A 16,730-nucleotide genomic window follows, 5' to 3' on the forward strand; every position below is an offset into this window, starting at 1 on the left:
TTTATTGACATAAAGGCTACTAAAAAAACATATAATTTAACTTACCCATTTCATCATTATTGCACAAAAGAACGCGCCATAAGTGCCAAGTGCATATCCTAAAACAGCCAATAAAACACCTACAGGTGCTAACGATGGATGAAAGGCACCGGCAACCACAGGTGCAGAAGCTGCACCGCCAATATTTGCTTTAGAACCGACCGCTAAAAAGAAATAAGGAGCTTTAATTATTTTAGCTACTAAAAATAAGAGTCCAACGTGTATAATCATCCAAACGAAACCTATTGCAAATAAACTAAGATTTTCTACAATAGCATTTAAATTCATTTTCATACCAATAGATGCTACCAAAATATAAATAAAAATAGTTCCAATTTTACTTGCGCCAGCACCTTCATAACTCTTTGCTTTTGTAAAAGATAAAAATATTCCTAGAGTTGTTGCTGAAATAATTAGCCAAAAGAAAGAACTACCTAGTCCGAAATCAACTAAAAAAGGAACGTTTTCTTTAATATAACTTCCTAAATTATCGCCAATAATATGCCCAATAGAAGTAACACCGAAAGCAATTCCTAAAAGTATAATTAGGTCATTAAATGATGGTATTCTAGCAGATTCTAATGTAAATTTTTCCATCTTATTTTTTAGAGTTACAATAGAAGAGTTGTCTGCTTTAAACCATTTGTCTATCGCGTCAGATTTTGCAACACCAATTAAAAGAAAAGCCATCCATACTTCTGCAACTAAAACATCTACTACTGCCATAATACTAAATAGGCTATCAGATACTTGCCATTGTTCTTTCATTGCTAATTGATTTGCGCCTCCGCCAATCCAACTTCCTGCAACGGTTGATAAACCTTTCCAAAGTTCTGTGCCTTCTACCTGAACCAATATATCTGGCGCAATAAATTTAAAAAATAAAATGGCTAACGGGCCACCAATCATTACACCTATTGTGGCTGTTAAAAACATAATTAATGCCTTTGGGCCAAGTTTAAAAACGCCTTTTAAATCGATACTTAGGGTTAGTAATACCAGAGATGCAGGTAGTAAAAAGCGAGAAGATATATAATAAATTTTACTACCTCCTGTAAATTGAGCATAAAGGCTACTATCAATATTGTTGGTTGCTATATATGCTTTTAGTGAAGGCAGATCTATTACATTTTCTAAATTTCCGTAAATACTATTAAAATGATTAATTGTTGCTTGTACATCAATCCATTTGTCTGCAATAATCCCTAATGAACTAAAAATAGAAGGAATAAAATAACACAGTAATAAAGCAGGTACTACTTTATAAAATTTTTGAAATGATGCATGTTTAGAAGTGTAAAAAATTCCCGCTAAAATAGCACATAGTAATCCGAATATTATAGTATCGTTTGCAAATAAAGGGATGTCGTTATTTATTTCTGATATGCGCATAATTATATTATTTTTTTCTAAAATCGGTATTTACAATAACCCCTAATTGCAATCTTCTATAAACTTTAGTAGGTAGTTTTATTTGAAAATAGCCCATTTTTATTTTTAGATTTTGGTTCATTTTATATAACAAACCACCGCCAGTCCAGTTTTGAGCAAACCTTTTAGCTCTATCAATATTTAAAAAAAGTTCGTTAAAAATATATACGCTCAAATTTTTAGAAATAGGGTAGGACACATTTAAATTGTAACGAAACCAATTCTGTGTTACATCTTCAAAAATATTTTTATGTATAAAACGATGTTCTAGTCTAAAGCGATGATTTGCTGTAAAATCACCCCAAATTGAAGTTGTATTTAAATCTTCATAAAAGCGAAATTCATATAAATGTATAGAGGGTTCATTGTATGCTAAATCTCCAGTAGAATAGCTTACACCTAGCGTAAGATTGGTTTTTTTATTAAATGAGTAGTTGGCTCCAAGTCTATAAATTTCTTGTTGAAATTCTGAACTTGTTTCAAAATATCTAAAATGCGCCATTGTTTTAAGGGCAAATTTGTTAGATAATTTGTGTGAGCCATTGTACATATACCATGCTCCCATTTTATTTTCTCCAGAATTTTGAGCGTTCAAATGAACAGATGAAAAAATAAATAGAAACAGGTATATAAGTTTTATTATTTTTTTTGGTTGATTATTTTTTAACATATACGATAGGGCCTCTAAAAGTAGGTATTGTTATTTTTTCTATATTTTCACGATACTTTTTCCAGCTGGTATTTAAAAAATCAACCGTTTGTTTTTCGGCTTTTTTAAAAGCCTCTATAAATTGTTTTGTCAAAATTGTTTCAGTCTCTGTTTGTGGCCCAAATCTACTACTAATATATCTTTTAGCAGTATATAAACGACTATTTACAGTTGGTTTAGTATTTCTAGTGATGCCTTGCCTTTTATCAATGCTACCCATATAAATATTGATGATAGAATCAATTTCTTTAACTATTTTGTTTGATGCTTTTATCGCATCTGTATAAGTCTTATCCTTTTCATCCTTTATTTGTTCTTTTATTCTGACAGCAGATTCTTTGTTTTCTACTAGTTTTTTTATAATCTCTGTAATTTCTTTTTGATACCCTTCCAACAACTTACCAGCATTGTATTTTTGATTGATTGCTGCTTGAGAAATTTTTAGCCTAGGATCAAAATCAACTTTTATAGTTTGCTCTGCAACTTGGTCTCCATAAGACATTTTTAGTCTATAAACTCCAGGTTTTACTTCTACACCACTTGGTTCACGTGTAGATTTTCTTATGGTTCTAGATGCTCTTTCAACGCCTTTTTCTCTTAAATACCAAGTTGTTTTATGAACCCCACTTTCTTCTGGAGTTTTGAATTTTAAAGTTCTAATTTGTCTTGTACCGTCAAAAACTTCTAGTTTTATAGAATCGTATTTAACCTTTTTAGTTTTTGCGATATCGCTAGAAATAACATCATCTTTTTTGTTACTCAGCTTGTTATTTTCCTCTTTTTTAGCAACTTCAACATAATAAGAAATTATAGCACCACCTTTTCTGTTTTCTCCCTGGTATAGTGCATCTGCGCCAAATCTACTTCCTGTAGGTTGTTGGTTTGCCGCTTGATAAGCAGTTGGTGGTTCAAACAATTGTAATTTTGTTTTAGCTGTATTTTTGCTAGCCAAAGCTCTTAGTGGTTTAATATCATCTAGCACCCAAGCTGCACGACCAAATGTACCAATTACTAGATCGTCTTCTCTTTCTTGAATTACCAAATCTTTTACTGGCACTGTAGGGAAACCGTTGGTCCATTTAGTCCAAGTATCTCCAGCATTTAAAGAGATGTACAAACCATCATCTGTACCTAAAAACAGTAAGTTTTCATTTTTTGGATCTTCAAGAATACACAATGTGTAAGAAGCTACGTCTTTTTCATCTACAATACGTTCCCAAGATTTACCATAATTTTTTGTTCTGTATGCATAAGGCGTGTAATTAAAACGTCTGTAATCATTGGCTATCAATAGTGCTTCTCCTTTCTTTTTGTTAGATGCTTTTATTTGAGTTATCCAACTATTTTCTGGCAAGCCTTTTATGTTTTTAGCAACATTTGTCCATGTTTCACCTCCGTTTTTAGTAATGTGTACTTGTCCATCATCTGTAGCAGCCCATAAAACATCTTTTTCTAAAGAGGTAGGTTCTATTACTAAAATGGTACAATGATTTTCTGCACCTGTTGCATCCATAGTTAAACCACCACTTTCTGCTTGTTTTAATTTTTCTGGATTGTTGGTAGATAAGTCTGGCGAAATTACTTCCCAAGTTAACCCTTTGTCTGTAGATTTATGAACAAACTGACTTCCAAAATACAAGGTGTTATTATCAAAAGGATCCATATTTATGGCAGCATTCCAATTGAAACGTAATTTAACATTAGCATCTTTGTGCGTAGGTTTTACAGAGTAATTGTTTCCTGTAATGTAGTCGTATCTTACTACAGAACCCTGTTGACTCATAGACCATCCGTATCTAGAATCATCTTTATCTGGTACTACATCAAAACCATCACCAAAAGAAATTTCTTGCCAATAAGAATTTCGGATACCTTGCGATTTCCATACATATGCAGGTCCTCTCCAAGAACCATTGTCTTGCATGCCGCCATACACATTGTACGGAAACTCATTATCTACATTGATATGATAAAATTGCGCTACAGGAATATTGCCAATAAAACGCCAAGATTTACCACCGTCTTTTGTGATGTTTAACCCGCCATCATTACCGTCAATCATAAATTTACCATTGGTTGGATGTATCCACCAGGCATGATGATCTGGATGCACACCATTATCTACACCATACGCAGGCATTAATTCTGTAAAATTTTTACCACCATCTTGCGATACATTTACATAGGTAAACACTGTATATACTCTGTTTTCATTCTGAGGATCTACATAGATTTCTGAATAGTAAAAAGGACGATTTCCAATACCAGGTTTGTCATTTATTTTTTTCCATTTAAAACCTCCATCTTCACTTTTGTACAAGGCATTCTTTTTTGCTTCTACCAAAGCATAAATTACATCAGGATTGTTTGGTGCAATTGCAACTCCAATTCTACCCAATTCACCTTTCGGAAAACCTTCTTTTTCTGTAATTTTTTTCCAGTTATCTCCACCATCATGTGTAATGTATAAACCACTTCCTTGGCCACCAGATTTAAAAAACCATGGATCCCTTTTGTGTTCCCACATGGCAGCAATTAGTTTGTTCGGATTTTTTGGATCCATAATTAAATCTGCAGTTCCAGATTTTATGTTTGTGAATAAAATTTGCTTCCAAGTTTTTCCGCCATCTGTTGTTTTATAAACACCACGTTCTGCATGTTCTCCCCATGGAGATCCTATTGCGCCTACATAAACAGTATTCGGGTTTATAGGATCTATTACAACTCTGTGTATGTGTCTTGTTTTTTCAAGCCCCATTAATTTCCAAGTTTTTCCGGCATCTAAAGATTTGTAAATACCAAAACCACCATTTAAACTGTTTCTTGGGTTTCCTTCTCCGGTTCCTGCCCAAATTACACTCGGATTCGATTGCTGAATGGCAACAGCACCAATAGAGGCCGTTGCTTCTTTTTCGAATATGGGTTGCCATTTAATACCCCCAGAAGTAGATTTCCAAATACCCCCAGAAGCAGTTCCTACGTACATTATTTCGGGGTTACTTTCTACAACATCTATAGAAGTTACTCGGCCAGACATACCGCCAGGACCTATGTTTCTGGGGTTCATGTTTTTTACTAAATCCATTGAAAACTCTTGTGCAAATAATAATGAACTAGCACATAAAAAAACGAAGGTGATTATTTTTTTCATTTGTATTTATTAGTTGATTTTTTGTATAACTGTGACAAGATACAAAATAGAAAACGCTCCCAAAATAAGGAGCGTTTTTTTAACATATTTTCGAGTTTGTAATTGTTAGAAAAATTACAAAGCAATCTTTAAATTTTATTGAGAAGTTGCATCCTTTTAGATATAACTTTAATAAGATTATTCTTCTTTCTTTTTAGGTGCACGTTTTGCCTCTTTTAAAGATTGCATCAACATCCATTCTATTTGTCCGTTTGTAGAACGAAATTCGTCTGCAGCCCACTTTTCAATAGCTTTTATCATATCTTCATTTACTCGCAACGCGAAAGCTTTCTTTTTTGACATTTTATTTTTTTACAAATTGAACAACGGTTTCAATTAGTTTTTCTGAAATTTGATATTCATCAGAAAAATAAGATTTCATATTGTCTTCCTCTTTTTCTATGTTTTTTAATACATGATTCATACCACCAATACTTACCAGTTCTCCATTTTTACTTGCAGATAATAGGTTTGTAGCATCTTCCATTTTTACTTGTAAGTCTTTATTCCCTTGAAGGATTAGAACAGGAACTTTAATTTTTTTAATTTCTTCTGTTGGATTGATTTGCATCCAAGAATATAAAAAAGCTTGATTCTGTTTTGCAAAAACACTTATTAAAAACGGATTTATAGCTGTAATTTTACCATGAATTCTAAGAGAATCGAACTGTTCTTGTGCAGCTTCGCCCAAAGTAGGGTTGTTTTTACCAATTTGATCAATAATTACTTTGTCTACACTCTCGCCAGCGCCAGCAATAGAAATGTATTTATCTACATCATTTATCGCTAACATTGCAATTAAAGAACCTTGGCTATGACCTGCCAAAATAATTTCAGAAAAACGATTTTCTTTTTTAAAGTGATGAACGATTTCATTAATATCTAGAGCAAAATCTGTAATTAAAGTACCATTTAAAAAATCTTTATTGTTTTTATTTGCAGTCCTTTTATCAAAACTAAAAAAAGCAATATTCTCTTTGTTTATGGCATCTCTAAACTGTTTTATATAATTTGCTTTTACAGGTGTGCCTTCTTGGTTTCCATTTCTGTCTACATTACCAGAACCATGCACCCAAATAATTAATGGTGTTTTTTCTTGTTGATAGGTTAACGTACCTGGCAATTCTATTTGTTGATTGTAAATTGTTATTTCTTCAGAATTTATTTGTGCTACTGCTATTGAAATTCCGAATATTGAAATTATAATATGTGTAATAAGTTTATTCATGTTATTAAGTTTTATAAAATTTTCAACTAGCATCCAATTACCCGATAGGTTCGTTTAAATTAACTTTCTCTGTGTATCTTTTTAAAACCTGCATTGCTTCCTCTTTTTTCTGAGTGCCAATTAATAATTTTTTACCATTATTTAATTTTAATTGAATACCAATATCACCAGAAATATTGATGCATTTTCCTTTCTTTTTATTCCAGAAAGCTCCGCCTTTAAAACCCCAACCGCCATATTCTCCTATTGGGTCGTAGGTTCTTACATGGGCATTTTCAATTTCTTGCCACGGAATGGTTTTGTAACTAAAATGAATAGGAAAAAATTGATAATGAATGCCAATTTCATCGATTCTAGTTTTTAGTTTGAATATAAAAATAATACCTACAGAAGCTAAAATACCAAGTAAGGTTATAGTAAATTCTTGAACAGACATTTTAGAATTCTCGTTTAAAAATTCTTTTCCCATAACATAAATGGGCACAACTAAACTAAAACCTAGAACTATAAATAGCCAAATTTGTGTAAAACGTTGTTCTTCTATAAAGATTTTCATTTTACCTGTTTTTATCTCTTTCTAAAACAATTGCATTCCAGTTTTGTGGCATTTCTTTTAGAGTCCATCCTTCTCTTGCATATTGATTTAACAAGTCTTCAAAATTTTGTACTCTATTTCTAAAACCTAACTTTAAAGTGACTACTTTGTATTCTTTCATTTTTATTTGTTTAATGACTTAATGTTCCTGTATTTACAACAGGGCTTGCTTCTTTATCTCCACATAAAATAACCAATAAATTACTTACCATAGCAGCTTTTCGTTCTTCATCTAGAGCTACAATTTGTTTTTTATTCAATTCTTCTAATGCCATCTCTACCATTTCTACAGCACCTTGCACTATTTTATGTCTTGCAGCAACTATAGCTGTTGCTTGTTGTCTTTTTAACATCGCAGATGCAATTTCTTGCGCATAGGCTAAATAGCCAATTCTTGCCTCTAAAACCTCTATACCTGCTATTGCCAAGCGTTCGTCAATTTCTTTTTCAAGCGCTTCAGAAACTTCATTTACACTTGATCGAAGTGTAATGTCTTCGGTATGTCCTTCATCTGCAAAGTTGTCGTAAGGATACATGCTAGCCAGCTTTCTAACTGCTGCATCGGTTTGTACACGCACAAAATTTTCATAATTATCTACATCAAAAGCTGCTTTGTACGTGTCTGTAACTCGCCAAACTAAAATGGTAGATATCATAATTGGGTTGCCTAGTTTGTCGTTTACTTTTAAACGCTCGCTGTCAAAATTACTCGCTCTTAAAGAAATTGCTTTTTTTCTAAATAATGGATTCGCCCAATACAAGCCATTCTCTTTTATGGTGCCAACGTATTTACCAAATAGTAAGATTACTTTAGAAGTGTTTGGATTTACAAGGATAAAGCCAAAAAAACCGATAAAGCCAATGAGGCTTACAGGTAAGAAGATAGGAGTTTGTTTGATGATACTTGCTATAATTCCTCCAAAGAAAAGAACTAAAACGATTAATAACATTAAGTAACCGTTTGCAGGTTTAATAATTTTTTCTGATTTCATATTGTGTTTTTAAGTGATATTAAATTGATATCATAAAGATATATTATTTTTTTTGATTTTAACAAATTTTATGACTAATATTTTTATAAATTTGTTAAAATTAATCTTAAAGACTAAAAATGAAAATTAAATTAATTGTACTGCTTTCTTTTCTATTTATTGCTAACACAAAAAATGAAGAGACTTTTTTTTGGGGGCCAACAGGTCATAGAACAACAGGTAAAATTGCAGAAATGCATCTTACAAATAAAGCAAAAAGAAAAATTGATAAATTGTTACAAGGGCAGAGTTTGGCTTTTGTTTCTACGTATGCAGATGAAATAAAATCGGACAGAAGCTTTAGTAAATATTACCCTTGGCATTACGTAAATATGGGTTTAAACGAAACGTATGCAACTACAGAGAAAAATCCGAAAGGAGATATTGTTACCGGAATAGATACCTGTATTAAGGTTTTAAAAGATAAAAATAGCAGTGAGGCAGATAAAGTGTTTCATTTAAAACTATTGGTGCACTTTGTGGGCGATTTACATCAGCCAATGCACATTGGGCAAAGAGAAGATAAAGGTGGTAATACCATACAAGTTCAGTGGTTTGGTAAAGGTACCAATTTACATGCTGTATGGGATTCTAAGATGATTGAAGAGTGGAATATGAGTTATGTTGAATTGGCAGAAAATGCAAAACAACTTACTAAAAATGAAATAAAAGAAATAGAAAAAGGTTCTGTTGTTTCTTGGGTAGATGAAATTCATGAAATAACCAAAGAGGTGTATGCTTCTGTTAAGGTTGGCGAAAATTTAAAATACAGATATTCTTATGATCATTTGGCAACGGTAAGAACTCAATTACAAAAAGGCGGTATTCGTTTGGCAAGTATTTTAAACGATATTTTTAAGTAAATAGCATCGCTATTTTGCGCTATAAAAATAGTTAAAGTCTTATCATATTGATAAGACTTTTTTTTGCTCTATTTTCTATCTAAAAAGTCTTGATAAGCATTTTGCATCACAGCTTTGCTAAGAGAGTCTAATTGTTTAATGTTGTTGCCTGTAGTTAAAATTGGTTTTTTCTGAATGTTATCAAACACAAAAGTATTATTTTTAGTAACCAACCCAAAACCATTATTAAACACATAATGTGCGTATTGATCTTGCGAGTTGTTAAAAATATTTTTACCGAATTTAAAGTCAGAATTATTACCTTTTAAAATACTTAATAAGGTGTAAGACAAATCTACTTGACTAGAAATATTGTTGACAATGCCCTTTTTTTGAAGTGCGCCACCAAGCCATAACATTGGTATTTTAAATTTTTTAGGAGAATTAAAAAGGCCTTCATGTTCTGGTGTTCGATGACCATGGTCTGATACAATAACAATTAACGTATTTTTATACCAAGGTTGTTTTTTTGCATCAGCAATAAAATTACCAATTGCTTTATCTGTATAAGCATGTGCACTTCTAAATTTATTTTCTTCTGTATTTTTGCCAAATTTATAAGTGTCTGGGAATTCAAAAGGCTCATGACTAGTAAGTGTAAGTGCAATTTTAAAGAAAGGTGTGTTTTTTTCTTTATTGATGTCTTCTAAAAAACGCTGCATAAAAACATGGTCATGAACACCCCATTTAGAGTTCCAATCTTGTTTATCAAATTCGTTACCATCTACAAAATCGATAATCCCAGCATTTCGAAGATAGGTATTCATGTTTCCGAAGTTTAAATCGCCACCATAATAAAAAGAAGTTTTGTAACCTAAATCGTTCATTTTTTTGGGCAACATTGGTAAACTTCTTGTCTTATTAGGCATTTTCATAATGCTTTTTGTTGGCTGCGGATAATAACCGCTTAATATTGCAGGTATTCCTTTGTCGGTTCTATCGCCGTTTGCATAAAAGTTGGTAAACAATAAACCTTCTTTAGATAGTTCATTTAAGTTTGCTGTAACAGTTGGTTCTCCATCTAAAACACCTACTACTTTGGCAGTTAAGCTTTCCCAAATAATTAAAATAATATTCGGTTTTTCGGTATTTAAAATTTGATCTGTATTGGCAATTAAAAGCTTGTTTTTTGTTTTATTGATAATGTTTTCGGCTGTTATTTCATCAAAATGAACGTAGTTATTTTTACTGTTTGATGAGTGTGTTATTGCGTTAAAAAAATTCCATATATAATTAATGGCAGCATGATTGGCAAACATGTTACTCGAAAAATAAACATTACTTTGATTGACAGGTATTGTTTGTAAACCACCTCTTAAAGGAACAATTAATAAAGCAGATGCTAAAAACAATACACTGGTATGCGACCAATGGCTTTGCGTTAAATAGAGACTATTTTTATGAATTTGTTTTGTAAACAGTTGTATAAAAACATAAGAAATAAGCAACCAAATACAGACGCCTGAAATGAGCTGAAAAGTTGTTGCAGATGCAATCATTACAGCTGGAGTATTTAAATAATTAAGAAATGTAGCGTCTAATCTTGTGCCCCAAGAAGCATATAAAGTAGCATCAATTATTAGCAATAAACTTAAGAATGCAATTAATAACTGAGAATATCGAATGATAATTGTTGTTATTTTTTTAGGTTGAATAAAAAAAGTTAATGAAATAAGAATAAAGGGTATAAAACTGAGATACGCTGTAAAAGAAATGTCTAATCGAAGGCCATAAACAAATGTATTTACAAAGGTTGTAACGTTTAATTCTGTTGTTTTATCAAAATAAAAAAGTAAAAAAAATAAACGGGCAAATACAAAGTAGCCAATCCATAAAAGGAAATAAAAGCAGTTAAAAAGAAGTTTGTTTTTTAAGTTTTTCATGAATAGTTTTCTAGTCAGTTACTTTTAAACGTGCTTTTGCAGTAATTGAGACCTCAGAATAATCGTTGTTTAAGTATTTTAAGTAGCCTGTAATTGCTACCATTGCAGCATTGTCAGTTGTGTATTCAAATTTAGGAATGTAGGTAGTCCATCCAAAATGTTTTTCTGCTTGTTTTAGTCTGTTTCTAATTTCAGAGTTTGCAGAAACACCACCAGCAATCGCAATATTTTTAATACCAGTTTGTTTTACAGCATTCTTTAATTTATCCATTAATATTTCTGTAATAGTGTACTGAATTGATGCGCAAATATCACGCAAATTTTCTTCTATAAAGTTTGGGTTTATTCTTACTTGTTTTTGAATAAAGTAAAGGATTCCGGTCTTTAAACCACTAAAACTAAAGTCTAAATCGCCAACTTTAGGTTTTGTAAATGGATACGCTTTTGGGTTGCCTAGTTTGGCATACTTATCAATTAAAGGACCGCCAGGATAAGGTAGCCCAAGTATTTTTGCAGATTTATCAAAAGCCTCTCCAACAGCATCATCAATTGTTTCTCCTAAAACTTCCATTTCAAAGTGGTCTGTAATTTTAACAATCTGCGTATGACCACCACTAATTGTTAGGCAAATAAATGGAAAGCTTGGTATTTTAGCATTTTCTTCTTTTATAAAGTGAGCTAAAATATGTGCTTGCATATGGTTAACATCTATCAATGGTATTTTTAAACCAATGGCCAAAGATTTTGCAAAAGAGGTACCTACTAATAAAGAGCCCATTAAACCAGGACCGCGGGTAAAAGCAATGGCAGATAGGTTTTCTTTAGTAATACTTGCTTGCTCGATGGCTTGCTGTATTACAGGTAAAATGTTTTGTTGATGAGCTCTCGAAGCCAGTTCAGGAACCACACCACCATATTTAGCATGTATCTCTTGATTGGCAACTACATTGCTTAATACTTTGCCGTTGTAAATTACAGATGCGCTTGTATCATCACAAGAAGATTCTATCCCTAATATGTAAACATCTTTGTTCATTAAAATTGATAATTTTGCACAAAATTAAGGATAATTTTAGGTTGTATTTCTTTTTTAAGAATAGAAATTTAATTCTTTGTTAAATTTGAACGTTCTTTGTACAACTTGGCAATATTTTTGTTGTAATAAATTAAACAATTCGAATCAATTAAATATCAGTAATTATCAAAAACGCGATAAAAAAAATACTAAAGTCTTTAGGGTACTTTTCACTCTTTTTATTGCTTGTTAGCATACTGCTTTCAATACCTGCTATACAAACAAAATTAGGTAATTATGCTACTCAAAAAATAAATGAAGAGTACCATACAAATATTAGCATTCAAAAAATAGATCTTTCTTTTTTAGGGAATATAAAGCTAAAAGGTGTTCAGGTAAAAGATCATCATAAAGATACTTTGATATTTGTGAAATCTCTTTCTACCTCACTTTTAAGTTTGCAAAGTGCAATGGAGAGTGAAATTAATTTAGGAAGTGTTACCATTAGTGATGCCCATGTTTATATGCAAACTTATAAAGATGAGTTTGATGATTCTTTAAGCGCTTTTATTGAAGGTTTTAGAAGCAATAAACCAATAGATTCGTTAGATAAAAAATTTATATTAAGAACTTCTAACGTGTATGTAAGTAACTTAAATTATATCTTAAAAAATTACAACAAAACAAACCCGATTTCTTTTTCTGCTAAAAATATTGGAGGGAACTTACAAGATTTATTGGTAAATGGTGCCGATTTTTCATCAAAAATTAGAGGGCTTTATTTTACTGATAACAGAGGGGTAGAGGTTGCTAATTTAACTACAGATTTTACCTACTCTAAAACAGCTATGCATTTTAAGAATACTGTTTTAAAAACGAAAGGGTCAGATATTAAAGCAACAATAGATTTTAGTTACACAAGAGAAGATTTAGCTAATTTTAATGATAAAGTTTTAATAAATGCAGAATTTGATAACTCAATAATTTCGAATACAGATTTAAAAAAATATTACAACGAATTAAACGGTTTTGATGTTTTTAAAATGAAAGGAAATTTGAAAGGAAAGATGAATCGTTTTTCTCTAAAACAATTTTCATTAGTATCAAAAAAAGGGCTACAAATTTATGGAGATTTAAACTTTGCAAATGCTGTTAATGTTGAAAGAGGATTTGAATTTAACGGAAATTTTAGAAAACTAACCGCAAATTATTTAAAACTAAAACACTTGTTGCCTAACGTTTTAGGGAAAACCATGCCTTCTGAGCTTGAAAAATTTGGCGATTTTGACGTTGTTGGAAATGTATCTGTAACCCAAGATGAAGTTAAGGCAACCTTAGATTTAAAATCTGATATTGGTGCACTGAACACAGATTTGCAAATTTCTAATATTGTAACCATAGATAACGCAAAGTATGAAGGAAACATTGTGTTAGATAAGTTTCATTTAGGTAACTTTTTTAACGACCCGTTATTTGGTGAGGTCTCTTTAAAAGGAGCTGTTATTGGTAGTGGTTTTAAATTATCAAACATAGATACCTCTTTTGATGGCGTAGTGTCTATGTTGAGTTTTAAAAATTATACGTACAAAAATATTACAGCAAACGGTCAATATCAAAACAATAAGTTTGATGGTGAATTAAAAGTTGATGATCAGAATTTTAAAATGAATTTTAAAGGTCTTGCAGATTTATCATCAGCAGAAAATAGATTCGATTTTAAGTCTGATATTCGTTATTTAAACCTAAAAGAAACCAATCTTTTTAAAAGAGATAGTATTGCTATTTTAAAAGGAAGTATAGAATTAGATGTTGCAGGCAACACTTTTGACGATATTACTGGTAAAGCAACCTTTAATGATGTTTTTTATACCAACGAAAAAAAAGTATTTAATTTTAAAGAATTTCAGTTAGTTTCTTCTGTAAAAGATAGTATTAAAAACATCGAAGTTATTTCTAAAGATATAGCAAACGGAAGTTTAACAGGTAATTTTTCTTTTTCAGAACTTTTACCAGTAGCACAAAATGCATTGGGTAGTATTTATGCAAATTATACACCATATACTGTTGCACCACATCAATTTTTAGATTTTAATTTTACAATTTACAATCAAATAGTAACGGTTTTTTTTCCGGAAGTTTCTATTGATAATAACACTAAAATTAAAGGAAAAATAAAGTCTGATAAAAATCAGCTTAAAGTTACTTTTTCATCACCGAAAATAGACTTTTATGGTAACGTAATAACAGATTTGTTATTACGAACAGATAATCAGAATCCGTTATATAACTCTCATTTAACAGCCGCGAATGTTGCAACAAAGTATTATGAAGTGTCTAAGTTAAACTTATTGAGTTTAAATCAAAAAGACACTCTTTATTTTAAGTCTGTTTTTGCAGGTGGTAAAAAAGAAAATGAGAAGTTTAATTTAGATTTTTATTACACATTTAATCCAGAAGGGAACTCGGTAATAGGGTTCGAAAAATCTTCTTTTGAGTTTAAAGAAAATATTTGGCATATAGCCCCAGACAACCTAAATACCGACAAGGTTACTTTTAACTTAAAAGAAAACGACTTTAATTTTAGTCAGTTTAAACTTGTTTCTGGGGTTCAAGAACTTGCATTTTCTGGAAATTTAAAAGGAGATACAGAAAAGGTGCTTTTGGCCGATTTTAAAAATGTTAAACTAGAGAGTTTTTTGCCAAAAATAGACAGTCTTAGTTTAAAAGGTGCTCTTTCGGGGAATTTAGATTTTGTTCAGCAAGAGGGTGTATACAGTCCGGAAGGTGTTTTATTTATTAAAGATTTTGAAGTTAATGATTTTAAGCAAGGAGATTTATCTTTAAATATCAAAGGAGATAATTCTTATGAAAAATACGGGGTTCAATTATCAATAAATAACGATAAAGTAAAAAGTATTGCAGCAATTGGATCGTTAGATTTTTCAGAAAAAAGACCATTAATAGACTTAGAAATGTATTTAGAGAATTTTGGTTTAGACGCTTTTAGTCCTTTAGGCAAAGATGTTTTTTCTTCTATAAGAGGTAGTGCCTCTGGTAATTTTTCTTTAAAAGGTTTTTTGGGAAATCCTGAGATGGAAGGAACATTAACACTTGAAAATGCTGGTTTAAGTTTTCCTTATTTAAATGTAGATTACGATTTTTTAGGAACTTCAATAATTACAATGCAAGAGCAATCTTTTATATTTGAAAGTATAGCCCTAAGAGATACTAAACACAAAACGAATGGAAGATTAATTGGAGATATTACTCATTTAAATTTCGAAAACTGGTTTTTAAACATCGAGATTGAAAGCGATAATTTATTGGTTTTAGATACTGAAAATTCTGAAGAAGCTTTGTATTACGGTACAGCTTTTATTGATGGTACCGCAAGTATTACAGGTTTAACAGATCAATTAACCATCGATATTAACGCAAAAACAATGCCGGGAACTTCTTTTGTTTTACCACTTAAAGATATTGAAACTGTTGATAGTTTTAGTTTAATCCATTTTAAATCAACAGAAAAAAAAGTAAAAGAAAGGCAGCAAGAAGTGGCTTTAGAAGCGCTTAAAGGTCTTTCTTTAAATATAGATTTAGAAGTAAATAAAAATGCTACTGCACAAGTGGTTATAGATGAGGTTAACGGAAGTCAGTTAACTGGTAACGGAGATGGTAATTTGCGTATAGAAATAAATACCCGAGGAAAGTTTAATATGTTTGGCGATTATAATATTAACAATGGTGTGTACGATTTTAAATACGGTGGTATTGTAAACAAACCTTTTTTAATTCAAAAAGGAGGAAGCGTTTCTTGGAATGGAAGTCCTTATGAAGCAAATTTAGATGTAACTGCAATTTATAAAGCAAAGGCAAATCCGGGTGTTTTACTTCAAAACTTTAATTCAAATCGAAAGATTGAGGTAGATTTAGTAACCAAAATTACTGGCGGCCTTTTTAGTTCTAAGCAAGATTTAGATATTCAGTTGACTAATGTAGATCCTTCTATTGCAAGTGAATTAGAATTTATATTAAACGATAATAATGTAAACGAAAAAACCACACAATTTATATCGTTATTGGCGTTAGGTAATTTTGCGAACCCAGATAAAGTAGATTTTAATGCAGGTGAAACAATTTCTAGCACAGCATCAAGTGCAGTTGCGGCAGCATTTTCTAGTCTGTTAAATAATCCAGAGGGTAAGTTTCAATTAGGGCTCGATTATCAGCAAGGTAATAGCGGTAATGATATAGATCGTTTAAATATAGACAATCAAGTAGATGTTTCTGTAAGTACACAGTTAGGTGATAAAATTATTATTAATGGTAAAGTTGGTGTGCCAGTGGGTGCTCAAACTCAATCTAGTGTAGTAGGAGAGGTAAAAGTAGAAGTTTTGTTAAATAAAGATGGAAATTTTAGAGGGGTTATTTTTAATAGACAAAACGAGATTCAGTATTCTACAGAAGAAGAAGGCTATACACAGGGTGTTGGGTTGTCATATCAAGTAAACTTTAATAGCTTGTCAGAACTATTAAAGAAAATAAAGAGAAAAAGAAAAAAAGAAAGCGCTACAGTTGTTTCAGATTCTCTAAAGTTAAAACAAAAAGAGTTGTTAGATTTTGAAGGAAATTAAAACAATCTTAAAGATGTTTTTATAGTGCATGTATATTTTTTTAGGTCGATTTATTCTGTAAAATAAATCGCTT

General features: G+C 31.2%; 12 protein-coding genes. 2 read left to right on the forward strand and 10 right to left on the reverse strand.

All coding sequences use genetic code 11. From position 1 onward, the window contains the following. Nucleotides 1–36: 36 nt before the first annotated feature. The 8 genes from Q0678_RS06425 to Q0678_RS06460 all read right to left on the reverse strand — a co-directional run bounded on the left by Q0678_RS06425 (nucleotide 37) and on the right by Q0678_RS06460 (nucleotide 8,184). Nucleotides 37–1,431 (reverse strand): DUF819 family protein, encoded by a 1,395-nt coding sequence (locus tag Q0678_RS06425; protein WP_299055514.1) that lies wholly within the window; start codon nucleotides 1,429–1,431, stop codon nucleotides 37–39. Between the two features lie 7 nt (nucleotides 1,432–1,438). Next, nucleotides 1,439–2,065: a DUF2490 domain-containing protein gene (locus Q0678_RS06430; protein ID WP_299055516.1), complete on the reverse strand. Its 627-nt coding sequence runs from the start codon at nucleotides 2,063–2,065 to the stop codon at nucleotides 1,439–1,441. A gap of 61 nt (nucleotides 2,066–2,126) precedes the next feature. Further along, complete coding sequence (locus tag Q0678_RS06435; RefSeq protein ID WP_299055518.1) at nucleotides 2,127–5,330, reverse strand: hypothetical protein; 3,204 nt, start codon at nucleotides 5,328–5,330, stop codon at nucleotides 2,127–2,129. Nucleotides 5,331–5,507: 177 nt separating this feature from the next. Further along, nucleotides 5,508–5,672, reverse strand: a complete 165-nt coding sequence (locus Q0678_RS06440; protein WP_299055521.1) for an Arc family DNA-binding protein — start codon at nucleotides 5,670–5,672, stop codon at nucleotides 5,508–5,510. A gap of 1 nt (nucleotide 5,673) precedes the next feature. Beyond that, nucleotides 5,674–6,597 (reverse strand): alpha/beta hydrolase, encoded by a 924-nt coding sequence (locus tag Q0678_RS06445; RefSeq protein WP_299055524.1) that lies wholly within the window; start codon nucleotides 6,595–6,597, stop codon nucleotides 5,674–5,676. A 37-nt stretch (nucleotides 6,598–6,634) separates the two neighbouring features. Next, a complete protein-coding gene (locus tag Q0678_RS06450; RefSeq protein ID WP_299055528.1) occupies nucleotides 6,635–7,153 on the reverse strand; it encodes a hypothetical protein in 519 nt (172 codons plus the stop codon). 1 nt (nucleotide 7,154) lies between these two features. Then, nucleotides 7,155–7,313, reverse strand: coding sequence for a DUF4177 domain-containing protein (locus tag Q0678_RS06455; RefSeq protein ID WP_299055529.1), 159 nt, complete (start codon nucleotides 7,311–7,313; stop codon nucleotides 7,155–7,157). Nucleotides 7,314–7,323: 10 nt separating this feature from the next. Continuing rightward, complete coding sequence (locus tag Q0678_RS06460; RefSeq protein ID WP_299055532.1) at nucleotides 7,324–8,184, reverse strand: SPFH domain-containing protein; 861 nt, start codon at nucleotides 8,182–8,184, stop codon at nucleotides 7,324–7,326. A 119-nt stretch (nucleotides 8,185–8,303) separates the two neighbouring features. Between Q0678_RS06460 and Q0678_RS06465 the strand changes: the two genes are divergently transcribed. Next, nucleotides 8,304–9,086 (forward strand): S1/P1 nuclease, encoded by a 783-nt coding sequence (locus Q0678_RS06465; protein WP_299055535.1) that lies wholly within the window; start codon nucleotides 8,304–8,306, stop codon nucleotides 9,084–9,086. A 68-nt stretch (nucleotides 9,087–9,154) separates the two neighbouring features. Here the strand turns inward: Q0678_RS06465 and Q0678_RS06470 are convergent, their stop codons facing one another. Both Q0678_RS06470 and tsaD read right to left on the reverse strand, forming a co-directional pair. After that, nucleotides 9,155–11,008, reverse strand: a complete 1,854-nt coding sequence (locus Q0678_RS06470) for an LTA synthase family protein (RefSeq protein WP_299055538.1) — start codon at nucleotides 11,006–11,008, stop codon at nucleotides 9,155–9,157. Between the two features lie 10 nt (nucleotides 11,009–11,018). Beyond that, a complete protein-coding gene (gene tsaD / locus Q0678_RS06475) occupies nucleotides 11,019–12,044 on the reverse strand; it encodes a tRNA (adenosine(37)-N6)-threonylcarbamoyltransferase complex transferase subunit TsaD (protein WP_299055541.1) in 1,026 nt (341 codons plus the stop codon). A gap of 221 nt (nucleotides 12,045–12,265) precedes the next feature. On the opposite strand from tsaD, the gene Q0678_RS06480 reads away from it, so the two are divergent. Further along, nucleotides 12,266–16,657, forward strand: a complete 4,392-nt coding sequence (locus tag Q0678_RS06480; RefSeq protein WP_299055544.1) for a translocation/assembly module TamB domain-containing protein — start codon at nucleotides 12,266–12,268, stop codon at nucleotides 16,655–16,657. Nucleotides 16,658–16,730: the final 73 nt, after the last annotated feature.

Origin of the sequence: uncultured Polaribacter sp. (genome assembly GCF_947497125.1) — a bacterium.
Lineage (GTDB): Bacteria > Bacteroidota > Bacteroidia > Flavobacteriales > Flavobacteriaceae > Polaribacter.